General features: G+C 64.8%; 16 protein-coding genes and 2 pseudogenes. 5 read left to right on the top strand and 13 right to left on the bottom strand.

Translation table 11 applies throughout. The features are described from left to right. Positions 1-169 precede the first annotated feature (169 nt). The 13 genes and pseudogenes from AYJ54_RS32475 to AYJ54_RS32425 form a co-directional block, all read right to left on the bottom strand. Entirely contained in the window at positions 170-1,057 is an 888-nt protein-coding gene (locus AYJ54_RS32475; protein WP_063705525.1) for an ABC transporter permease, read from the bottom strand. Positions 1,058-1,060: 3 nt separating this feature from the next. Further along, a complete protein-coding gene (locus AYJ54_RS32470; protein ID WP_063705524.1) occupies positions 1,061-2,002 on the bottom strand; it encodes an ABC transporter permease in 942 nt (313 codons plus the stop codon). A 10-nt stretch (positions 2,003-2,012) separates the two neighbouring features. Further along, entirely contained in the window at positions 2,013-3,524 is a 1,512-nt protein-coding gene (locus AYJ54_RS32465) for an ABC transporter substrate-binding protein (RefSeq protein ID WP_063705522.1), read from the bottom strand. A gap of 22 nt (positions 3,525-3,546) precedes the next feature. Then, complete coding sequence (locus AYJ54_RS32460; protein ID WP_082905957.1) at positions 3,547-4,653, bottom strand: ABC transporter ATP-binding protein; 1,107 nt, start codon at positions 4,651-4,653, stop codon at positions 3,547-3,549. Then, positions 4,653-4,794: pseudogene (gene dppD, locus AYJ54_RS52950) on the bottom strand (dipeptide ABC transporter ATP-binding protein DppD); the annotation flags it as partial. The gene AYJ54_RS32460 and the pseudogene dppD, both read right to left, overlap by 1 nt. Position 4,795: 1 nt before the next feature. After that, positions 4,796-5,610, bottom strand: a pseudogene (locus tag AYJ54_RS48105) (ABC transporter ATP-binding protein); the annotation flags it as partial. 29 nt (positions 5,611-5,639) lie between these two features. Next, positions 5,640-6,350: a DUF1028 domain-containing protein gene (locus AYJ54_RS32455; protein ID WP_063705520.1), complete on the bottom strand. Its 711-nt coding sequence runs from the start codon at positions 6,348-6,350 to the stop codon at positions 5,640-5,642. Positions 6,351-6,360: 10 nt separating this feature from the next. Then, positions 6,361-8,166 (bottom strand): gamma-glutamyltransferase family protein, encoded by a 1,806-nt coding sequence (locus AYJ54_RS32450; RefSeq protein ID WP_063705519.1) that lies wholly within the window; start codon positions 8,164-8,166, stop codon positions 6,361-6,363. Between the two features lie 88 nt (positions 8,167-8,254). Next, positions 8,255-9,244 (bottom strand): ABC transporter ATP-binding protein, encoded by a 990-nt coding sequence (locus tag AYJ54_RS32445; RefSeq protein ID WP_063705518.1) that lies wholly within the window; start codon positions 9,242-9,244, stop codon positions 8,255-8,257. Beyond that, on the bottom strand, positions 9,241-10,227 hold the full coding sequence (locus AYJ54_RS32440) for an ABC transporter ATP-binding protein (protein WP_063705516.1): 987 nt from the start codon (positions 10,225-10,227) through the stop codon (positions 9,241-9,243). The genes AYJ54_RS32445 and AYJ54_RS32440 overlap by 4 nt, the downstream gene beginning before the upstream one ends. A gap of 13 nt (positions 10,228-10,240) precedes the next feature. Continuing rightward, on the bottom strand, positions 10,241-11,209 hold the full coding sequence (locus tag AYJ54_RS32435) for an ABC transporter permease (protein WP_063705514.1): 969 nt from the start codon (positions 11,207-11,209) through the stop codon (positions 10,241-10,243). Position 11,210: 1 nt separating this feature from the next. Then, positions 11,211-12,191, bottom strand: a complete 981-nt coding sequence (locus tag AYJ54_RS32430) for an ABC transporter permease (RefSeq protein ID WP_063705512.1) — start codon at positions 12,189-12,191, stop codon at positions 11,211-11,213. A gap of 103 nt (positions 12,192-12,294) precedes the next feature. Further along, on the bottom strand, positions 12,295-13,896 hold the full coding sequence (locus tag AYJ54_RS32425; RefSeq protein WP_063705510.1) for an ABC transporter substrate-binding protein: 1,602 nt from the start codon (positions 13,894-13,896) through the stop codon (positions 12,295-12,297). A 417-nt stretch (positions 13,897-14,313) separates the two neighbouring features. Between AYJ54_RS32425 and AYJ54_RS32415 the strand changes: the two genes are divergently transcribed. The 5 genes from AYJ54_RS32415 to AYJ54_RS32395 all read left to right on the top strand — a co-directional run bounded on the left by AYJ54_RS32415 (position 14,314) and on the right by AYJ54_RS32395 (position 21,341). Continuing rightward, on the top strand, positions 14,314-14,568 hold the full coding sequence (locus tag AYJ54_RS32415) for a DUF6489 family protein (RefSeq protein ID WP_063705505.1): 255 nt from the start codon (positions 14,314-14,316) through the stop codon (positions 14,566-14,568). After that, complete coding sequence (locus AYJ54_RS32410; RefSeq protein WP_063705500.1) at positions 14,568-15,380, top strand: esterase/lipase family protein; 813 nt, start codon at positions 14,568-14,570, stop codon at positions 15,378-15,380. The genes AYJ54_RS32415 and AYJ54_RS32410 overlap by 1 nt, the downstream gene beginning before the upstream one ends. A gap of 34 nt (positions 15,381-15,414) precedes the next feature. Further along, positions 15,415-16,965, top strand: coding sequence for a wax ester/triacylglycerol synthase family O-acyltransferase (locus AYJ54_RS32405; RefSeq protein WP_063705497.1), 1,551 nt, complete (start codon positions 15,415-15,417; stop codon positions 16,963-16,965). A 10-nt stretch (positions 16,966-16,975) separates the two neighbouring features. Next, complete coding sequence (locus tag AYJ54_RS32400) at positions 16,976-17,971, top strand: alpha/beta fold hydrolase (RefSeq protein WP_063705495.1); 996 nt, start codon at positions 16,976-16,978, stop codon at positions 17,969-17,971. 133 nt (positions 17,972-18,104) lie between these two features. After that, a complete protein-coding gene (locus AYJ54_RS32395) occupies positions 18,105-21,341 on the top strand; it encodes a bifunctional cytochrome P450/NADPH--P450 reductase (RefSeq protein ID WP_063705492.1) in 3,237 nt (1,078 codons plus the stop codon). The last annotated feature ends 30 nt before the right edge of the window (positions 21,342-21,371 follow it).

Here is a 21,371-nt window from a genome sequence, read left to right as displayed (position 1 = left end):
AGCGGGGAGAGGTCGGATTGCGAAGCAATCCGGGTGAGGGGCCGCAGCGTTCGGTGAGGCTGTAACCCCTCACCCGGATCGCATCTCTCGATGCGATCCGACCTCTCCCTACGGGAGAGGTGAACCGAGTTCTCCGCCTGGCAGCAATCTAATCAGATTTCATCTTGCTCTAGCGCTGGCGTGGATCGAGCGCGTCACGCAGGCCGTCGCCCAGCAGGTTCAGTGATAGCACCACCAGGAAGATTGCGAGGCCCGGCCAGATCGCCATCCAGGGCGCTTGCGTCAGGAAGCGTTGCGCGGCGTTGAGCATGCTGCCCCAGGACGGCGCCGGCGGCTGCTGGCCGAGGCCGAGGAACGACAGCGCAGCCTCGGCGATGATCGCAGCGGCGATCGAGAGCGTCGCCTGCACCAGCAGCGCCGGAAGGATGTTCGGCAGGATATGAGCGAAGGCAATCCGCCAGGGCGGATTGCCGAGCGCACGCGCCGCTTCGACATAGTCCTCGGCCTTGACACTCAGGACCTGGCCGCGGGTCAGGCGGATGAACACCGGCGTCGCCGAGATGCCGATGGCGATCATGGCGTTGCCGAGGCTGGGCCCAAGGAATGCCGCGAGCGCGATCGCGAGGATCAGGAACGGGCAGGCTAGCATTGCGTCCGTGATGCGGCTGATCAGCGCATCAATGAAGCCGCCACGATAGCCGGCGAGAAGACCAAGCGGCACGCCGATGCCGAGCGCGATCGCGACCGAGATCAGGCCCGCGAGCAGCGATGTGCGTGCGCCGTAGACGACCCGGCTCAAGATATCGCGGCCGAGCTCGTCGGTGCCGAACCAGTGCAGCGCCGTGGGCGGCTTTCGGACCAGGCCCCAACTCGTCGCGATGGGATCGTAGGGCACGATCAGCGGTGCAAACAGCGCAAGGGCGATGAAGAAGCAGAGCACGATGAGGCCTGCGACCGCGGCTTTGCGCTTGAACAGGCGCCGACGTGCCCGGCGCGCAGGGCTCTCCAGCTCGCTGGTCTCGGCGGCGGGGCTGGCCGTGAGCGCGGCGTCGGTCATGGCCTAGCCCCTCAGCCGCGGATTGACGAGGATATAGGCGATGTCGGCAATCAGGTTGAGCGTGATGTAGATCGTCGCCGTCACCAGCACCACGCCCTGCACGACGGCGTAGTCGCGGTTGAAGACGGCATCCACGATCAGCTTACCGAAGCCGGGAATGGAAAAGATCTGCTCGGTCAGCACGGCGCCGGATAATAGCGTGCCGAGCTCCAGCGCGCCGAGCGTGATCACCGGTGTCAGCGCGTTGCGCATCGCGTGCTTGAGGATCACGGAGCGCTCCAGTAGTCCCTTCGCGCGCGCGGTGCGGACATAGTCGCTTTCCAGCACCTGCAGCATGGCGCTGCGGGTATGCCGCATCAGGATCGCGGCAATCGCGTTGCCGAGCACGAAGGCGGGCATGATGGTAGCGGCAATGCTCGCGCGCCAGTTCTCCGTCAGCGACACGTAGCCCGAGGCCGGCAGCCAGCCGAGCTCGATCGAGAACAGGAAGATCAGCATGATGCCGAGCCAGAAATTCGGCGTCGAGATGCCCCACAGCGCGAACAGGTTCGCGCCATAGTCCCAGGCGGTGCCTTTCTTCACCGCGGCGACGATGCCAGCGGGAATGCCGATCAGGACCGCGATCAGGATCGCCATGGAGCCGAGCTGCAGCGTGACGGGAAGCTTCTGCGCGATCAGCTCGCGCACCGGCATCTTATTGCGCAGCGACTCGCCGAAATCGCCCCTGAGCACGCCGCCGACCCAGTAGGCGTATTGCACCGGAATCGGCTGGTCGAGCCGGTATTGATGGCGGATTTGCTCGATCACTGCTGGATCGCGCTCTTCGCCCGCCATCACCAGCGCGGGATCGCCCGGCAGCAATTGCTGGAGCGAGAAGATCAGAACGGAGACAAAGAACAGCGTCGGTACGATCTGGGCAAGACGCCGGGCGAGGAAGTTCAGCATCCTCTCAACGTCACTTCAGCTTGAGCCCGATCACGCGCACGAGGCCGTCGGGCATCTGTTTGTAGCCTTCGAGCTTGGTCGTATGCGCGATGATGATACGGCGGTGGTAGAGATAGAGGATTGGCTCCTCGTCCTGGACCAGGTTCGCGAGGCGTTCGTAGATGGCCTTGCGCTTTGCCGGGTCGGTGACCAGCCTGGCTTCATCCAAGGCCTGGTCAGCCTGCGCGTTGTTCCACCCGCTGTAATTCTGCGGGGCGTCGCTGTGGAGGAAGACGTAGCTATTGCCGTCGGGATCGACACGTCCGCTCCAGGCAAGCATATAGGCCTGGTAATCGCCGGCCTCGGCCTGCTTGAGGCCCGTTGCGAATTCGGTGAGACGGATCTTCAGATCAAATCCGGCCTCCGCGGCCATCGACTGGATCACCTGGGCCGGCGTTTCCGTCTCGGCGCCTTTCGGCACCAGGAAGTCGACGCTGACCGGCGGCGTAACGCCGGCTTCCTTCAGTAGCGCCTTGGCCTTCTCCACATTGCGGGCACGCAGCGGAAGCGACTTCTGATAGTAGGGATGGCCCGGATTGACCCATTGATTGCCAGGCTGGAACTCGCCGTTGAACACGACCTGGTTGATTGCGTCACGGTCGATCGCTCGATCGAGCGCCTGCCGAATTTTTGCGGACTGGCTGAGGGGACCTTTGGCTTTGTCCTTGCCGATGTTGAGCGTGACGCCCTGATAGCCGAGCTCGATCGCGGTTGCGACCTTCAGCCGCGAATCCGCGCGCACCTCCTTGAGATCGGTAGCGAGCACGCGTTCGATCAGGTCGAGCCCGCCCGATTTCAGATTCGCCAGCCGCACGGTGGCGTCGACGATCGGCTGGAACACGATGCGGTCGATAAAGACGTTGTCCTTGTTCCAGTAGTCGGTGAATTTCTCGAACACGATGCGGTCCTGCTGCACGCGCTCAACAAATTTGTAAGGACCGGCGCAGACCGGATGCAGGCCGAATTTGTCGCCGGCCGCCTTCGCGGCCTTGGGCGATACCATCATGCCGGCACGATCGGTGAGCTGCGCGAGCAGAGGCGAGAACGGCGCCTTCAGCGCCAGTTTGATGGTGAGGGAATCGACCACATCGACATGATCGACCGAGGCAAGCTCGGGCTTGCGGAAGGAGCCGGGGAACGTCAGGTGCCGTTCAAGCGAGAATTTCGCGGCTTCGGCATCGAAGGGCTCGCCGTCATGGAATTTCACGCCGGGCCTGAGCTTGATGACGAGGGCCTTGCCGTCATCGGCGGTCTCGCTCGACAGCGCGAGCTGCGGCACGATGTTGAGCTTCTCGTCGATATCGAACAGCTTGTCGCAGAATGCGGAGAACACGATGCGTCCGACATAGGTGCGCGCCATGGTCGGATCGAGGACGTCGGGGTCCTCGGCAAGGCCGATACGCAGGGTAGTCTGGGCCTGGGCGGCTGCCGCAAACGACAGTACGAAAGCGGCGGCTGTTGTGGCGAGGCGAAGAGTCTTCATCGGACAGTCCCCATTGCTGCGGCTACGTCGTTGTAGGCGTTGCACCCTGTATACCAACACCGGAGGGGGCAGCGCCTTCCGCCTTTTGGCTGAAAGCCGCGAGCAATTTTGTCAGTGCCGGCGAAAAGCCGCCCGCGACCGGCAGGATGGCATCGGGGGACGGCAGCTCGGCGACGCGGTGACAGGCGGTGGCGTGGCCCGTGCCGTCAGCCACCAGTTCCGGCGGCTCGGTGCGGCAGCGCGCGATCACGTAAGGGCAGCGAGTGTGGAAGCGGCAACCTGACGGTGGATTGAGCGCGCTGGGGATCTCGCCCTCCAGTAGGACCGTCGTTCGCTTGGCGCGGGGTTGCGGCACGGGGATCGCGGACAGCAGCGCCCGGCTATAGGGATGGCGCGGCGCAGCGAACAGCGCATCCGCCTCCGCCGTTTCGACGATCTGGCCGAGATTCATCACCGCGACACGGTCGGCGATGTGCTTGACCACCGCGAGATCATGCGAGACGAAGATATAGGCAAGCCCGAGCCGGTCCTGGAGCTCGCGCAGAAGGTTGAGGATCTGCGAGCGGATCGAGACGTCCAGCGCGGAGACCGGCTCATCGCAGATGATCAGCTTCGGCTCGACCGCGAGCGCACGGGCAATGGCGATGCGCTGCCGCTGGCCGCCGGAGAATTCGTGCGGATAGCGCCGCGCCAGCCGCGGCTCCAGCCCGACCAGCCGCAATAGCTCATCGACACGTGCGCGCCGTTGCGGCGGCGGCACAAGATCATGCAAGGTCAGCGGCTCCGTGAGGATCTGGCCGACCGTCATGCGCGGGTTGAGGGAAGCGTAAGGGTCCTGAAAGATGATCTGTGCCTGGCGGCGGAACGCGCGTAAGGCGCCGGCATCGAGGGAGAGCAGATCGCGGCCGTCGAAGCGGACGGAGCCGGCGTCGGGCTCGATCAGCCGCAGCACAAGGCGGCTGACCGTCGACTTGCCGCAACCGGATTCGCCGACGAGGGCGAGCGTCTTGCCGGCCTCGAGCGTGAAGCTGACGCCGTCGACCGCCTTGACCATGGCTTTCGGCTGGCCGAACAGCGAACGTTTGGCGACGAAATGCTTGACCAGGTTTTCGACCTCGAGCAGCGCCATCACGACACCAGGAGTTCGAGTGGCGCGCGGATGCAGCGGGAGAGGTGGCCGGGGGTGACCTCGACAAGTGGTGGTGGCGCCTCGGTGCAGACCTCGCGGACGAAGGGACAGCGTGCGGCGAAGCGGCAGCCCGCAGGCGGGNTGCGCCATGTTCGGCACCATGCCTTCAATCGTCGCGAGCTGCTCGGCGCGGTGGTCGAGCCGCGGGATCGAGCCGAGCAGGCCGACGGTGTAGGGATGCTGGGGTGAGGCGAACAATTCGTCGACCGGTGCGCGCTCGACGATCTCGCCTGCATACATCACCGCCACCTCGTCGCAGACCTCGGCTACGACGCCGAGGTCATGTGTGATCAGGATGATGGCCGCGCCGCTTGCCGCCTTCAGTTCGCGCATGAGCTCCAGGATCTGGGCCTGCAAGGTGACGTCGAGCGCCGTGGTCGGCTCGTCGGCGATCAGCAGCCTTGGATCGCAGGCGAGCGCCATTGCGATCATCACGCGCTGGCGCATGCCACCGGATAGCTTGTGGGGGTACTCGTCGATCCGCCGCTCCGGCGAAGGGATGTGGACACGGCGCAGCAGCGTGATGGCCCGCTCGCGCGCGCTCCTGCGGGATCCGCCGCGGTGACGCAGGATCGTCTCGATGATCTGGTCACCAATGGTGAAGCTCGGATTGAGCGAGGTCATCGGCTCCTGGAAGATCATCGCGAGCCGGTTGCCGCGCAGGTCGCGCAGGGTCTGGTCCGGGGCCCGCAACAGGTCGAAGCCGTCGAAGCGGATCGCTCCGGTGACCTCCGCGCTTTGCTTCGGCAGCAGTCCCATGATCGCGAGCGACGTCACGCTCTTGCCGCAGCCGGATTCGCCGACCAGGCCGAGCGTCGCGCCGTTGGCGACGCTGAGGTCGACGCTGTCGACCGCATGGGTGATGCGGCCATCGTCGCCGTGGAAACGGACGCGCAGGCCCTCGATCTCGATCAGCGGGGCCGCGCTCATTGGGCTTTTGCGCGTGCAGCGGCGATGCGGGCGTCGATGACGCTGCGGTCGGTGTTGCCAGCCGGGTTCTGCCGCGTCGGCAGGGAGTCGCGGAAATGCACCCAGACCTCGTGGCTGACCTGCTCGAGCCGTTCGAGCTCGCCGAGCGGATCAGGATGATCGTCGACCCGCAGATCCAGCGCCGGCCATTCCTCTTCGCCGTGGATCAGGAGCGCGGCGGATTGCTTGCCGCGCTTGTCGCCACCAGCGGCCTCGCCGGCGCGCATCGCCGCGAGCAGGCGGCGCGGAAAGGACAGGCGGTCATTGGCGATATAGGTCTTTGCCGTCTCGCTGAGCACGTCGGGGCCGGCGAGCATGTTGCCGGCAACGGAGAAACCGCTTCCCGCCGCGTGTCCACACCAGTCGACGCAGTCGCGGCCCGTGTGGGCCGCGATCTCGCCGCTGGCATCCATGACGTGAACCTGGCGGCTCTCCCGGCCGTCGTCGGTTGCGAGCAAGGCGGCGAGCACGTCGTGTGCGTTAAGCCCTTCGCGCAACAGCTTGACACCATCGATGCCGTAATAGGGATTGACGAAGGCTTGCGTGGCGATTGCGCCGAGACCGGCGGCAATGAAAGGCACGCAGGCGCCGACGGCGAAGAAGCGTGTCGCAACGACGATGCCGAACTGGCTGGTGGTGGTATCGCGCGCGATGATCGACCAGGTCATGTGTTGTCCGTCAGCGTCCCGCCGCGTAGCCCTGCATGCCGCGCGGATTAGCGGCCGCACGGCGGCGCACCCCGACGCGCGACGCCGCCGTGAGGCGGCCTTCGGACCAGTCGGGCCCAACCTCCACGATATGTCCGCGTTCGCGCAAATTCTCCATCGTCGCCTTGGGCACGCGGTTCTCGACCACGAGCACGCCGGGGCGCGCGGTGCGCGGCCAGAACGAGATCGGGAAGTGCTCGGAATGCCAGGCCGGCGCGTCAATCGCCTCCTGGAGATTGAGATTGCAGTGGACGTGCCGCAGGAAGAACTGGGTGATCCATTGATCCTGCTGATCGCCGCCCGGCGAGCCCCAGGCGAGGTACGGCTCGCCGTCGCGCAGCGCCATGGTCGGCGAGAGCGTGGTCCGCGGCCGCTTGCCAGGCGCGAGCGAGGCGGGATGGCCTTCCTCCAGCCAGAACATCTGGGCACGGCTGCCGAGGCAGAAGCCGAGCTCCGGAATCACCGGTGACGACTGCAGCCAGCCGCCCGACGGCGTCGAGGACACCATGTTGCCGGCCTTGTCGATGATGTCGAAATGCACGGTGTCGCCGCGCACCTCGCCGAAGCGCCCCACCGTTGGCTCGCCGGCACCGAGCGCACCGACCGCTTCGCGCTGACCTTCGGCGCGGCGCAGCTTGACCACGCCGCCAAAGCCCTCGACCGAGCCAGGCCGGAAGTCGAGCGAGGCCGTGTCGGTGACGAGCTTCCGGCGCTCGTCGTTATAGGCATCCGACAGCAGGGTCGCGATCGGGATCTCGTTGAACTTGGGATCGCCGTAGAATTTTTCGCGGTCGGCAAAAGCGAGCTTGGCGCATTCGATCTGGAGATGGATGAATTCCGGCCCGGTCGGGTCGAGGCCGTCCAGCGCAAAGCCCTTTAACAGCGCGAGCTGTTGGAGCGTCACCGGACCCTGGCTCCAGACGCCGGCCTTGCAGACGGTGTAGCGGCCATAGTCGTAGGTGAGCGGCGCCTCGATCGTCGGCTGCCAGCGCGCCATGTCGTCGGCCGACAGCACGCCGCGATGCGGCGAGCCGCTGACGTCCATCACTTCCTGGGTGCGGCAGAACTTGTCGATGGCTTCGGCGACAAAGCCCTGCGACCAGGCCTTTCGCGCGCGCTCGATCTCGGCCTCGCGGCCACCGCCGCCGCTCTCGGCTTCGCTCAGGATCCGCGCGTAAGTCGCCGCCAGCGTCTTGTTGGTGAAGAGCGTGCCGGGCTTCGGCACCTCGCCGTTCGGCAGGTAGACCGCAGCCGAAGTCGGCCAGTGCTTGCGGAATAATTGCTCAACGGTCTGGATCGTGGCGCAGGCCCGTTCGACCAGCGGATAGCCGTCGCGCGCATAGGAAATGGCGGGCTCCAGCACGTCCCTCACCCGCAGCGTGCCATAGTCGCGCAGCAGCATCATCCAGGTTTCGAACGTGCCGGGCACGCAGGCTGCGAGCAGGCCGGTGCCGGGCACCATGTCGAGGCCCTCGCTCTGGTAGTGGGCGATGGTTGCGCGCGCCGGCGCCGGCCCCTGGCCGCAGATCACCTCAGTGCGGCCGCGCTTCACGTCGTGCACGATGACCGGCACGTCGCCGCCGGGGCCATTCAGATGCGGCTCGACCACCTGGAGCGTGAAGGCGGTGGCGACACCGGCATCGAACGCATTGCCGCCTTTTTCCAGTGTGGCCATGCCCACGGCGGTCGCGATCCAGTGCGTGGTGGCGACGACCCCGAAGGTGCCTTCGATTTCGGGCCTGGTCGTGAAGCGATCGGGATTGATGTTGCTGGCCATGGGACTTCGTTACCTCAGTTGCGGCGCGCGGAATTGATCACAGGCGAAGCCCCATTGCCAAATGCACAGACTGCATGGCACGCGCGCGTCACGCCGGCACCGGCGCGGTGTTTACCGCGTGACAGGCGACACCGTCGATCAGTTCCGGGGTTTCCTTGCGGCAGAGATCGAACGCCAGCGGGCAGCGCGGGTTGAAGGCGCAGCCGGGCGGCGGATCGATCGGGTTCGGGATATCACCCTTGACCGGAACGCGCTGACGGCCGCTCATCGCGAGATCGGGTACGGCGCCCAAGAGCATCTTGGTGTAGGGCATGCGCGGGCGGGCGAACAGCTCGCGTCCCTCCGCGATCTCGACGATGCGACCGAGATACATCACGCCGACGCGGCTCGCCATGTGGCGGACCACGGCGAGGTTGTGGCTGATGAACATGTAGGTCAGCCCGAACTTGTCCTGAAGGTCGCGCATCAGGTTCAGGATCTGCGCCTGCACGGAGACGTCGAGCGCCGAGGTCGGCTCGTCGCAGACGATGAACTCGGCGTCGGAGGCGAGTGCCCGCGCAATCGCGATCCGCTGGCGCTGACCCCCGGAGAATTCGTGCGGATATTTCAGCCGGTCGTCGGGGTGCAGGCCCACGAGGCTGAGGAGTTCACCGACGCGAGCCTGGATGTCACGCTCGCCCTGGATCAGGTCGAAGGCACGGATCGGCTCGGCGATGATGGCATCGACCCGGAAGCGCGGGTTCAGGCTCGCATACGGGTCCTGGAAGATCATCTGGATGCGGCGGCGCAGCCTGCGGCGCGCCGGCGCCTGCCGCGGGTCGGTCATCGAGACGCCGTCGATCAGCACATTGCCGGAACTCGGCGGCAGCAGGCCGACGACCATTCGCGCCACGGTGGTCTTGCCCGAGCCGGATTCGCCGACCAGCGCAAAGGTCTCGCCCTTCCTGATATCGAAGGTGACGCTGTCGACGGCCTTGAGGTATTCGAGATGCCCGCCTTCCAGCACGCGGTTGAGCCACGGCTTCGAGACGTCGAACACGCGGCGCAAATTCCTGACCTGGACGAAGGGGGCGCTCATGCCGCGCTCTCCGTCGGAACGCTGTCATAGAGGTGGCACGCGACGGACTGCGCGCCACGCGGCAGCGGTTCGGGCCGCTCGACGCGACAGCGATCGAAGGCGAACGCGCAACGAGGATTGAATGAGCAGCCGCGCGGGATCGCTGACAGGCGCGGCATGGAGCCGGGAATCTGCACCAGGCGCTTGTCGTCGCCCGCAAGTGTCGGGATCGCGCCCATCAGGCCCTTGGCATAGGGGTGCAGCGGATTCTTCACGACGTCCTGGACCGGGCCGATCTCGGCAACGCGGCCAGCATACATCACCGCAACGCGGTCGGAAGTTTCCGCGATCACGCCCATGTCGTGTGTCACCAGCATCACGGCGGTGCCGTGGTCGCGCCCGAGTCGCTTGATCAGCGAGATGATCTGCGCCTGTACGGAGACATCGAGCGCTGTGGTCGGCTCGTCCGCGATGATCAGCTCCGGCTCGGCGCAGATCGCGAGCGCAATCACCACGCGCTGGCGCATGCCGCCGGAGAATTCATGGGGATAGCCGTCGATGCGTTTCTCCGGCGCGGGGATGCCGACCTCGGCGAGCAACTCGATGGCGCGGCGGCGGGCGGCCTGCTCGGAGAGATTGAGATGGGTTCTGATCGTCTCCACGATCTGGTCGCCGATCCGGTACAGCGGATTGAGCGAGGTGAGGGGATCCTGGAAGATCATGCCGATGCGCTTGCCGCGGATTCGGCGCATCTCCTCCGGTGGCAGATTGTCGATGCGTAGGCCGGACAGGCGGATCTCGCCGCCTGCAATGCGGCCGGGCGGGTCGATCAGGCCTATCACCGAGAGCCCGGTGACGGATTTGCCGGCGCCGGATTCGCCGACCACGCCCAGCACCTCGCCCTTGGCGATGTCGAAGGAGACGCCGTCGATCGCGCGCAGCGTGCCGCGGCGGGAGGCGAACTCCACCTGAAGATTGCGGACGGAGAGGACGGGTTCGGTCATGGACGCGGCGTCTTCATCTGAGTTTCGGGTTGAGCGCGTCGCGCAGCCAATCGCCGAGCAGGTTGATGGACAGGATCAGCGCGGCGAGCGCCAGCCCGGGGAACGCGACGATCCACCATTCGCCTGCAAACAGATAGTTGTTGCCGATGCGGATAAGTGTGCCGAGTGACGGCATGGTCTCGGGCATGCCCGAGCCGAGGAAGGAGAGCGTTGCCTCGGTGATGATGGCGAGCGCGAGGTTGATGGTGGCGATGACGAGGATCGGCCCCATCGTGTTCGGCAGCACGTGCCGCAGCATGATGACCGGCGCGGGAAGGCCGATCAATTGCGCGGCGGCAACATAGTCCTTGTTCTTCTCGACCATCACCGAGCCGCGCACCGTGCGGGCATATTGCACCCAGAAGCTCAGTCCGATTGCGAGCACCAGCACGCCCAGCATGCTCATTTCGTCGAGCCTGTTGCCGAGCACCGATTTTGCGATGCCGTTGATCAGCAGCGCGATCAGGATCGCCGGGAAGGAGAGCTGCACGTCGGCGACGCGCATGATCAGCCCGTCGACGGCGCCGCCGAAATAACCGGCCGTCAGTCCGAGCAGGATGCCGAGTGCGCCGGAGAAGAGGACCCCGAGCACGCCGACGACGAGCGAGATACGCAGGCCGTAGAGGATCGCGGAGAACACGTCGCGGCCCTGCTCGTCGGTGCCGAGCAGGAACGGGCTCTGGCCGTCGGCGGTCCACAGCGGGGAGATGCGCGAATTCATCAGCTGGAGCTGGGCCGGATCGAACGGATTTTGCACGGCAAGCGCTGACGCGAAGATCGCGAGCAGGAAGAACAGCAGCGTTACGCCTGCCGCGATCATGGTGATTTTGGAGCGCCGGAACGAGTAGAACAGGTCGCTGTCGAGCGTGCGCCTGAACCAGCCGGGGGAGGCGGCGCGCGAGCCGCGATCTTCGACCTTGTGCCGGACGACTGCCTCGCTCATCTCAGTGTGCCCGGCTTACCGTCGAGCGCAGGCGCGGATCGACGATGGTGTAGAGGATATCAACCGCGAGATTGATGGTGACGAAGATCAGGGACACCATCATCAGATAGGCCGCCATGATCGGGATATCGACATTCTGCACGGCCTGCACGAACAACAGCCCCATTCCCGGCCATTGGAATACGGTCTCGGTGATGATCGCGAATGCAATGACTGAGCCAAACTGCAGGCCGGCAACGGTGATGACGGGAACGAGCGTGTTCCGCAGCGCGTGACCGAAATGGATCGCCCGGGTGGTCAGCCCGCGGGCACGGGCGAAGCGGATGTAGTCGGTGCGCATCACTTCCAGCATCTCGGCGCGCACCAACCGCATGATCAGCGTCATCTGGAACAGGCCGAGCGTGATTGAGGGCATGATCAGCGCCTTCAGGCCCGACAGCGTCAGAAGGCCCGTCGTCCACCAGCCGATCCGCACCACCTCGCCGCGTCCGAACGAGGGCAGCCAGCCGAGCGTCACCGAAAACAGGTAGATCAGGAGGATGCCGATCAGGAAGGTCGGTAGCGAGACGCCGATTAGGGAGATTGCCTGGAACGCATGGGCGAGCCAGGTGTCGCGGCGGAGCGCCGAATAGACCCCCATCAGGATGCCGCAGACCATCGCGAAGATGCTGGCGCAGATCGCCAGCTCCAGCGTCGCCGGCATCCGTTCCAACAGGAGCTGCGATACGGGTAGCCGGAACTGGTAGGAGACACCGAATTTGAACTGCGCGGCATTGGCGACATAATGGCCGAACTGCACGATCACGGGATCGTCGAGCCCGAGTGACTTGCGGATTGCGGCACGTTCGGCGCCCGAGGTGTCCATCGACACCATCTGGTTCACGGGATCGCCGGCAAAGCGGAACATAGAGAACGAGATGATCCCGACGGCGATCATGACGCCGATGGCCTGGATTGCCCTGCGAAGGGTGAAAGCGAGCATATGGTCCTTTCACGTCTCTTCAGACGTGCGCATCATTTGCGTGAGGTGCGAAATGACAAGTCCCGAAAGCCAAGGCTTCCGGGACTCCACAACCTCTCGATACTCACTCTTCCTGTTTGGTGGCCCAGTAGAGCAGAACCTGGTTGTCCGCGCGCTGAACCAGTTTCACTTTCTTGGACACACCCCATGCCAGCGCCTGCTGATGCAGCGGGATGTAGGCCCAGTCCTTGTTGCCGATCTCGAAAGCCTCCTTGATCAGCAGATTGCGCTTGGTCATGTCGGGTTCTACCAGAATCTTGTCCGTGAGCTCGTCGAGCTGCTTGTTGCAGTAGCCGCCGAGATTGGCTTCGCCGCGGTTGGGATCCTTCGGATCGTCACGACAGCCCATGATGTCGTGCAGCACATTTTGGGAATCCATCGTGGCCGGCGTCCAGCCCAGGAGGAAGAAGGACGTCTTGTAGCCGCCGGGCTTCAACACCTTGGCGAAATACTGCGCTTTGGGCTGCGCCAGCAGGTTCACCTTGACGCCGATGCGCGCGAGCATGCCGACCACGGCCTGACAGATCGCGGCGTCATTGACATAGCGATCGTTCGGGCAATCCATGGTGACCTCGAAGCCATCGGGATAGCCTGCCTCAGTCAACAGCTTCTTGGCTCCCTCGAGATCGAATTTCGGTCGCGTGAACTCCTTTGACAGCGGATAGAGTTCTGGTGCGATCATCAGGGCGGACGGAGTGGAGAGTCCGCGCATGACGCGGTTCTTGATCAGCTCGACGTCGATCGCCTTGTAGAAGGCCTCGCGGACGCGGATGTCCTTGAACGGGTTCTTGCCCTTGACGTTCGAGAACAGAAGCTCGTCGCGCGACTGGTCCATGCCGATAAAGATCGTGCGGAGTTCCGGCCCGGAGAGCACCGTCGCAACGGGGCTGGCATTGACGCGCTGGATGTCCTGGATCGGAACCGGCTCGATCACGTCGACCTCGCCGGACAACAGCGCGGCTACGCGCGTTGCATCGGATGCGATTGGCGTGAAGACGATCTCCTTGAGGTTATGTTCCGGCTTCTTCCAGTAGTTCGGATTGGCCTTGAACACGGTTTTCACGCCGGGCTGGTGGCTCTCGATCATGAAAGGCCCGGTGCCGTTGGCGTGCAGTGAAGCATAGCTCGGGGTCGTGGCCGCGGCCGGCGTCGGTGCCACCGCGTTGTTCGCCTCCGCCCATTTTTTGTCCATGATGTACCAGACGTCCCATTGCCCTATGAGGATGGGATTGGGCGAACTGAGGATGAAATCGACAGTGTAGTCGTCAACCTTGACGACCTTGGCATCGGCGGGGAGGCGGTTCAGCAGGTTGGAGCCCTGCGCGCGCACGCGTTCGGCGGAGAACACCACGTCGTCGGCGGTGAAGGGGTCGCCGTTGTGGAATTTGACGCCTTTGCGCAAATGGAAGCGCCAGCGGGTTGGCTCCGGCGTTTCCCAGCTTTCGGCCAGAGCCGGAATGATTTTTAGGTCCTTGTCGCGCTCGACCAGGCCCTCATAGACGTGACCGAGATGGGCGTGGGTGGTGCTTTCGTTCAGCGTGTAGGGATCGAGCGACTTGAGCTCGCCCTGGTTGGCGTAACGCAGCGTCTGGCTCGACGCCGGCGAGAGCGTCAACGCAAGCATACCGGCGAGCGCCGCCGCAAACAGACTACGACCTACTGACATCCCTGACCCTCTCCAATGCCACGCCGGTGATTTTTGATTGTTCGGCGGGTTTACTGATCCATGTTGCCCAGAGTTGCTGAGCCGTGCAAGCGCCATTCCAGCAAGGAACGCGCCAAGTTGCGCCGCTGTGCAGCAATGCTGACCGACAATGAAATGGGCGGCCGGCTGCGATCGACATTCGACTTTCGGCCAGTGAAGTCCCAGAATGGCGGAGGGAAGCGGCCCCGGCCGGCCGTCGGGGTCCTCGGTCGTCCGCGCCCGCCGACGCGGATGCGTTCGTGCGGCGCGATTTGATTGACCATATCCGCCGATTGCCGAAACCGGTGGCCCGCCGCCTGCGACAGGTCGCTTGCGTCGTACGCCAAGTCGCGGCGATACTGTGTCAGGTCGCTCGAATCCGCTACTTTAGGAGGGGACATGAAAGTTAACATCGAAATCGACTGCACCCCCCTCGAGGCCCGCCAGTTCTTCGGATTGCCCGACGTGGCGCCGATGCAGACGGCGGTGATGGACAAGTTGCAGCAGCAGGTGCTGAGCAACATCGAGAAAGTCTCGCCAGAATCGCTGATCCAGAGCTGGTTCACCTTCGACCCGAAGCTCGCCGAGCGGTTTCAGGACATGTTCGTCGCGATGGCCGGTCTCGGCGGCACGCGCAGCAGCGACAAGAGATAATGCCGCTTGAGCGGGACGGAGCGCAGGCGTCAGGCCGGCTTCGTCCGCCGGGCCTCGGGCTGCTGTTCGCCGAAGCGCGGGGGCTGTTCGAATTCAACGCCAGCGTCCTGCTGTCGCCCGTCCTGATGCGCGCGCCGCGGGGCGACGGCCACCCGGTGCTGGCGCTGCCGGGCTTTCTCGCCAGCGACCTCTCGATGATGCCGATGCGGCGCTATCTGAGCGAGCTCGGCTACGATACGCATGCCTGGCGGATGGGCCGCAATCTCGGCGGCTTGGCGCGGATGCGGGAGGCGTTGCGCACCCGTCTCGCCGAGATCCATGCTGCGACCGGGCGCAAGGTCAGCCTGGTCGGATGGAGTCTCGGCGGCGTCTATGCGCGCGACCTGGCGCTCCAGGCGCCCGAGATGGTCCGCTACGTGGTCACGCTCGGCAGCCCCTTTGCCAACGACGTGCGGGCAACCAATGCCACGCGGCTCTATGAATCGCTGTCCGGCGAGCGCGTCGAGGATTTTGCCGAGCTGCGCGCGGCGATCGCCGGCGATCTGCCGGTGCCGGCAAGCTCGATCTATTCGCGCGCCGATGGCGTCGTGAACTGGCGGACCTGTCTGTTGCGTCCGTCCGAGCATGCCGAGAACATCGAGGTGTACCTGGCCAGCCACATCGGCCTTGGGGTGAACCCGGCCGCCCTCTGGGCCGTGGCGGACCGCCTGGCACAACCGGAGGGGGAGTTCTGGCCATTTGACCGGGAAGGGCCGTTTGCCATTGCATATGCCCCGCCGGAACAGCAGTATCGGCCTGACGAGAAGCGCTGATCAAAGGCGCCCGTCAAATCGGCGGGAGGGAACTATGGCTGACGGTAAGAAGCTGTCGTCGCTGGACGCGTCGTTTCTCTATCTGGAAACGCCGGAAATGCCGATGCATGTCGGCAGCATGGCGATCTTTCGCCTGCCTGACGACTACGAGCGCGACTTCTTCGAAGACTTCAAGGCGATGATCGTCTCGCGCCTGCACATTGCGCCGATCCTGAAAGCACGGCTGGAGACGGCGCCGCTCGATATCGATCATCCCACCTGGGTCGAGGACGACCAGTTCGACATCGACCGCCATATCTTCCGCGCCAGCCTGCCGGAGCCGCGTGATCGCGCCACGCTCGAGCGCATTGTCGGCTGGATGCACGCAAAACTCCTCAACCGTGCCCGTCCGCTCTGGGAGTTCTACGTGTTCGAGGGCATGAAGAACAACGAGGTCGGGCTCTATTCCAAGATGCACCATGCCGCCATCGACGGCGGTGCCGGCGCGGCGCTGACCAACATGATCTACGATATATCGCCGATCCCGCGGAAAGTCGATCCGCCGACGGGTGGCGCGAAGCCCGGGCAGGAGCCGCGCGATATCGCGGCGAACCTGCTCGATTCCTACCAGCAGCTCTTCAGCCAGCCGCTCGACGCCTCGCTGGCCGCGAAAAACCTGCAACTGCCGCGCACCGGCAAGAGCGACATCGGCTCGATCCTGTTCGACAATGCGATGTACCAGATCGAGAGCGCGGTGCGCTTTGCCGGCAACATCCCGACCGTGCTCAAGAGCGTGTCCGATGTGATCGGTAAGATCGCCGATCCGAAGTCGCGCGAGAGCCTCGCCAGCATGGTGTCGCCGCCGACCATGCTCAACAAGACCATCTCGTCGGAGCGAAGCTTCGCCGGCGTGTCGATTTCGCTGTCGCGGGCCAAGGCGCTCGCAAAGCAGGCCGGCGGCAAGCTCAACGACGTGGTGCTGGCGCTCGCTTCCGGCGTGGTCCGCCGCTACCTGCAGCAGTACGGCACGCTGCCGGCGAAATCGATGACTGCGGCCGTGCCAATTTCGCTGCGCGAGGAGGGCAACACTGAAGCCAACAACCAGGTCTTCGGTATGATCTGCTCGATCGCGACAAACATCGACAATCCCAAGGCGCGGCTGGAAGCAATCATCGCGCAATCGACCAAGGCCAAGGAGATGTCGCATCCCTTGCGCGCCCTGATGCCGCAGGTCTCCAACATCTCGATGCTGGGCGCGCCGATCATGGTGCAGATCCTGGCCTTGCTCTACAGCCGCTCGAATCTCTCTGACGTGTTGCCGCCGGCCGCCAACATCACGGTCTCCAACGTGCCGGGGCCGCGGCAGACGCTCTATGCCGCCGGTGCCGAGCTCCTGCACATCTTCCCGGTGTCGATCTCGACGCACGGTCAGGCGCTCAACATCACCGTGCAGAGCTACCGCGACCAGCTCGATTTCGGCTTCATCGTCGGCGCCAACATCATTCCGCATGTGCAGGTGATGTGCGACATGCTGCCGGAGGAGTTCGCCGCGTTGGAGGCCGCCTACGCGCCGCCGGCGGCCGATATCAAGGGCGCGGCCGAATAGGAAGCTTGCAATGATTGAGATGCCGCCGCTCAAGTTCGTGCAGACGAACGGAATTCGCATGGGCTATTACGAGGCGGGCCCGGCCGCCGACACGCCGCCCATGGTGCTGTGTCATGGCTGGCCCGAGCTGGCCTTCTCCTGGCGCCACCAGATCAAGGCGCTGAGCGATGCCGGGATCCGGGTGATCGCGCCGGACCAGCGCGGCTATGGTGCGACCGACCGGCCCGAGCTGGTCGAGGATTACGACCTCGAGCATCTGACCGGCGATCTCGTCGGACTTCTCGATCATCTCGGGATCGACAAGGCGATCTTCGTCGGCCACGACTGGGGCGGCTTTGTCGTCTGGCAGATGCCGCTGCGGCACCCCTCGCGCGTCGCCGGCGTCGTCGGTGTCAACACGCCGCATTGGGACCGCGCGCCGGCTGATCCGATCGCGCTATTGCGCAAGCGCTTCGGCGATCAGATGTACATCGTGCAGTTCCAGGACCCCGCGCGCGAGCCGGACAGGATCTTCGGCAGCCGCGTCGAAGAGACCTTCGATGCCTTCATGCGCATGCCGGTTGCGCGGCCCGCAGGAGCGCCAGCCGAAGAGCCGATTGCCGGCATCGGGGCTTCGCCCCGGATCAACCTGGCTTTTCCGCAGATGATTGCGAATTACGACGCCCAGCATGATCCGCGCACGCCGATCCTGTCGGCGGAGGAGAAAAAGGTGTTCGTCGACACCTTCACCAGGACCGGCTTCACCGGAGGCATTAACTGGTATCGCAACTACACCCGCAATTGGCAGCGCTCCGAGGGATTGGATCATCACGTGCATGTGCCGTCGCTGATGGTCATGGCCGAGAATGACGCCGTGCTGCCGCCCTCGGCGGCCGACGGCATGGAGAAGCTGGTGCCGGACCTGGAGAAGTACCTGGTGAAGGACAGCGGCCATTGGACGCAGCAGGAGAAGCCGGAAGAGGTCAGCGCCAAGCTGATCGAATGGCGTAGAAGGCGGTTTGGGTGACGACACAGTCGTCTGTGTGAGTTGCTAACGTCGTTCCGGGATGGTCCGAAGGACCAGACCCGGAACCTCGAGATTCCGGGTTCGATGCTGCGCATCGCTCCGGAATGACGCGATCAGGGGGAAGCGCAGTTACATGTCGTCCAAGAACCGTCTGGACCCGATTCCGCATCCGCCGACAAAGCCGGTGGTCGGCAACATGCTGTCGCTGGACTCGGCCGCGCCCGTGCAGCACCTGACGCGGCTTGCCAAGGAGCTTGGGCCGATCTTCTGGCTCGACATGATGGGTTCGCCGATTGTCGTCGTCTCCGGCCATGATCTCGTCGACGAGCTCTCCGATGAAAAGCGGTTCGACAAGACGGTGCGCGGCGCGTTGCGCCGCGTGCGCGCGGTTGGCGGCGACGGCCTGTTCACGGCCGACACCAAGGAGCCGAACTGGAGCAAGGCGCACAACATCCTGCTTCAGCCCTTCGGCAACCGCGCCATGCAGTCCTATCATCCGAGCATGGTCGACATCGCCGAGCAACTCGTGAAGAAGTGGGAGCGGCTCAACGCCGACGACGAGATCGACGTCGTCCATGACATGACCGCGCTGACGCTGGATACGATCGGGCTGTGCGGCTTCGATTACCGCTTCAATTCGTTCTACCGGCGCGACTACCATCCCTTCGTCGAGTCGCTGGTGCGCTCGCTCGAAACCATCATGATGACCCGCGGCTTGCCGTTCGAGCAGCTCTGGATGCAGAAGCGGCGCAAGACGCTCACTGAAGACGTCGCCTTCATGAACAAGATGGTCGACGAGATCATCGCCGAGCGGCGCAAGAGCGCGGAGGCCGTCGACGACAAGAAGGACATGCTCGCCGCGATGATGACCGGCGTCGACCGCTCGACCGGCGAGCAGCTCGACGACGTCAACATCCGCTACCAGATCAACACTTTCCTGATCGCGGGCCACGAGACCACCAGCGGCCTTCTGTCCTACACGATCTACGCGCTGCTCAAGCACCCCGAGATCCTGAAGAACGCCTATGACGAGGTCGATCGCGTGTTCGGCCCCGACGTCAACGCCAAGCCGACCTATCAGCAGGTCACGCAGCTCACCTACATCACGCAGATTCTGAAGGAGGCGCTGCGGCTGTGGCCGCCGGCGCCGGCCTATGGCATCTCGCCGCTGAACGACGAGACCATCGGTGGCGGCAAGTACAGGCTGAAGAAGGGCACCTTCACCACGATCCTCGTGACCGCGCTGCATCGCGATCCCAGTGTCTGGGGTCATAATCCGGATGCGTTCGATCCCGAGAATTTCAGCCGCGAGGCGGAGGCCAAGCGGCCGATCAACGCCTGGAAGCCTTTTGGCAACGGCCAGCGCGCCTGCATCGGCCGCGGCTTCGCCATGCACGAGGCCGCGCTCGCGCTCGGTATGATCCTCCAGCGCTTCAGGCTGATCGATCATCAGCGCTATCAGATGCATCTGAAGGAGACGCTGACGATCAAGCCGGAAGGGTTCAAGATCAAGGTCCGCCCGCGTGCCGATCGCGAGCGGGGGGGCTATGGTGGCCCTGTGGCCGCGACGACAAGTGCTGGCACGGCTGCGCCGCGCGCCACGACACGCCCTGGGCACAATACGCCGCTGCTCGTGCTCTACGGCTCCAATCTCGGCACCGCCGAGGAGTTGGCGGCGCGTGTAGCCGACCTCGCTGAGGTCAACGGCTTTGCCAGCAAGCTCGCACCGCTCGACGATTATGCCGACAAGCTGCCTGAGGAGGGCGGCGTGCTGATCTTCTGTGCCTCCTACAATGGCGCACCGCCGGATAACGCGACGCAGTTCGTCAAATGGCTGTATGGCGACGCCCCGAAGGGGGCGCTGTCCAAGGTGCGCTATGCCGTGTTCGGCTGCGGCAACAGCGACTGGGCTGCGACCTATCAATCCGTGCCCCGCTTCATCGATGAGCAGCTCGCGGCCCGCGGCGCGCGCAGCCTCTATAGCCGCGGCGAGGGCGATGCGCGAAGCGATCTCGACGGCCAGTTCGAAAAATGGTTCGCGGCCGCCGCGCCAGCGGCGATGAAAGAATGGGGGCTGACCCAGAACTTCAGCCGCAGTGCCGACGACGAGCCGCTTTACAAGATCGAGCCCGTTGCGCCCGGCGCGGTCAATGCGGTCGCAGCGCTCGGCGGCACTGTCGCGATGAAGGTGCTGGTCAACGACGAGCTTCAGAACAGGAGCGGCTCCAATCCGTCGGAGCGCTCGACGCGGCATATCGAGGTGCAGTTGCCGCAGGGTGTGACTTATCGCGTCGGCGACCATCTCAGCGTGGTGCCGCGCAACGATGCGGCGCTCGTCGATGCGGTGGCCCGCCGGTTCGGCTTTCTGCCGGCTGACCAGGTCAGGTTGCAAGTCGCCGAGGGCCGCCGCGCGCAATTGCCGGTCGGCGAGAGCGTCTCGGTCGGCCAGCTCCTCACCGATTTCGTCGAGCTTCAGCAGGTCGCAACGCGCAAGCAGATCCAGATCATGTCGGAGCATACGCGCTGCCCGGTGACCAAGCCGAAGCTGCTGGCCTTCGTTGGCGATGAGGCCGAGGCTGGGGAGCGTTACCGTGCCGAGATCCTGGCCAAGCGCAAATCGGTGTTCGATCTGCTGATCGAGCATCCGGCCTGTGAGCTGCCGTTCCACGCCTATCTCGAGATGTTGTCGCTGCTCGCGCCGCGCTATTATTCGATCTCGTCCTCGCCGTCGGTCGATCCTGCGCGATGCAGCGTCACCGTCGGCGTGGTGGGCGGGCCTGCGGCCTCGGGCCGCGGCCTGTACAAGGGCATCTGCTCGAACTATCTCAGCGATCGCCGCGCCGGCGACACGATCTACGCGACGGTGCGCGAGACCAAGGCCGGCTTCCGCCTGCCGGATGATGCATCCGCGCCGATCATCATGATCGGCCCCGGCACGGGACTTGCGCCGTTCCGCGGCTTCCTTCAGGAGCGCGCCGCGCGCAAGGCCAAGGGCGCGACGTTGGGCCCGGCGATGCTGTTCTTTGGCTGCCGTCATCCCGAGCAAGACTATCTCTATCGGGACGAATTGAAAGCGCTCGAGGCCAGCGGCGTCACCGAGCTCTTCACCGCGTTCTCGCGCGCAGACGGGCCGAAGACCTATGTGCAGCACCTGCTCGCCGCGCAGAAGGACAAGGTGTGGGCCCTGATCGAGCAGGGTGCGATCATCTATGTCTGCGGCGATGGCGGCAAGATGGAGCCGGATGTGAAGGCCGCGCTCGTCGCGATCTATCGCGAGACGAGCGGCAGCGATGCGGCCGCCGGCGCGCGCTGGATCGAGGGGCTGGGCGCAGGGAACCGCTATGTGCTCGACGTCTGGGCGGGCGGGTGACCGCCGGCCCGATCGTGCTAAACCTCAGGC

This window comes from Bradyrhizobium centrolobii, assembly GCF_001641635.1.
Lineage (GTDB): Bacteria > Pseudomonadota > Alphaproteobacteria > Rhizobiales > Xanthobacteraceae > Bradyrhizobium > Bradyrhizobium centrolobii.
The sequence above is the reverse complement of the archived record's forward strand: the minus strand, read 5'-3'. Positions and strand labels throughout refer to the sequence as shown.

Excerpts from the sequence above, each read along its gene's own strand:
- AYJ54_RS32455 (WP_063705520.1), bottom strand. The coding sequence starts at position 6,350 with ATGACCTGGTCGATCATCGCGCGCGATACCACCACCAGCCAGTTCGGC.
- AYJ54_RS32460 (WP_082905957.1), bottom strand. The coding sequence starts at position 4,653 with ATGGCGCTGCTCGAGGTCGAAAACCTGGTCAAGCATTTCGTCGCCAAA.
- AYJ54_RS32415 (WP_063705505.1), top strand. The coding sequence starts at position 14,314 with ATGAAAGTTAACATCGAAATCGACTGCACCCCCCTCGAGGCCCGCCAG.
- AYJ54_RS32470 (WP_063705524.1), bottom strand. The coding sequence starts at position 2,002 with ATGCTGAACTTCCTCGCCCGGCGTCTTGCCCAGATCGTACCGACGCTG.
- AYJ54_RS32450 (WP_063705519.1), bottom strand. The coding sequence starts at position 8,166 with ATGGCCAGCAACATCAATCCCGATCGCTTCACGACCAGGCCCGAAATC.
- AYJ54_RS32475 (WP_063705525.1), bottom strand. The coding sequence starts at position 1,057 with ATGACCGACGCCGCGCTCACGGCCAGCCCCGCCGCCGAGACCAGCGAG.
- AYJ54_RS32425 (WP_063705510.1), bottom strand. The coding sequence starts at position 13,896 with ATGTCAGTAGGTCGTAGTCTGTTTGCGGCGGCGCTCGCCGGTATGCTT.
- AYJ54_RS32405 (WP_063705497.1), top strand. The coding sequence starts at position 15,415 with ATGGCTGACGGTAAGAAGCTGTCGTCGCTGGACGCGTCGTTTCTCTAT.
- AYJ54_RS32400 (WP_063705495.1), top strand. The coding sequence starts at position 16,976 with ATGATTGAGATGCCGCCGCTCAAGTTCGTGCAGACGAACGGAATTCGC.
- AYJ54_RS32395 (WP_063705492.1), top strand. The coding sequence starts at position 18,105 with ATGTCGTCCAAGAACCGTCTGGACCCGATTCCGCATCCGCCGACAAAG.
- AYJ54_RS32445 (WP_063705518.1), bottom strand. The coding sequence starts at position 9,244 with ATGAGCGCCCCCTTCGTCCAGGTCAGGAATTTGCGCCGCGTGTTCGAC.
- AYJ54_RS32465 (WP_063705522.1), bottom strand. The coding sequence starts at position 3,524 with ATGAAGACTCTTCGCCTCGCCACAACAGCCGCCGCTTTCGTACTGTCG.
- AYJ54_RS32430 (WP_063705512.1), bottom strand. The coding sequence starts at position 12,191 with ATGCTCGCTTTCACCCTTCGCAGGGCAATCCAGGCCATCGGCGTCATG.
- AYJ54_RS32440 (WP_063705516.1), bottom strand. The coding sequence starts at position 10,227 with ATGACCGAACCCGTCCTCTCCGTCCGCAATCTTCAGGTGGAGTTCGCC.
- AYJ54_RS32435 (WP_063705514.1), bottom strand. The coding sequence starts at position 11,209 with ATGAGCGAGGCAGTCGTCCGGCACAAGGTCGAAGATCGCGGCTCGCGC.
- AYJ54_RS32410 (WP_063705500.1), top strand. The coding sequence starts at position 14,568 with ATGCCGCTTGAGCGGGACGGAGCGCAGGCGTCAGGCCGGCTTCGTCCG.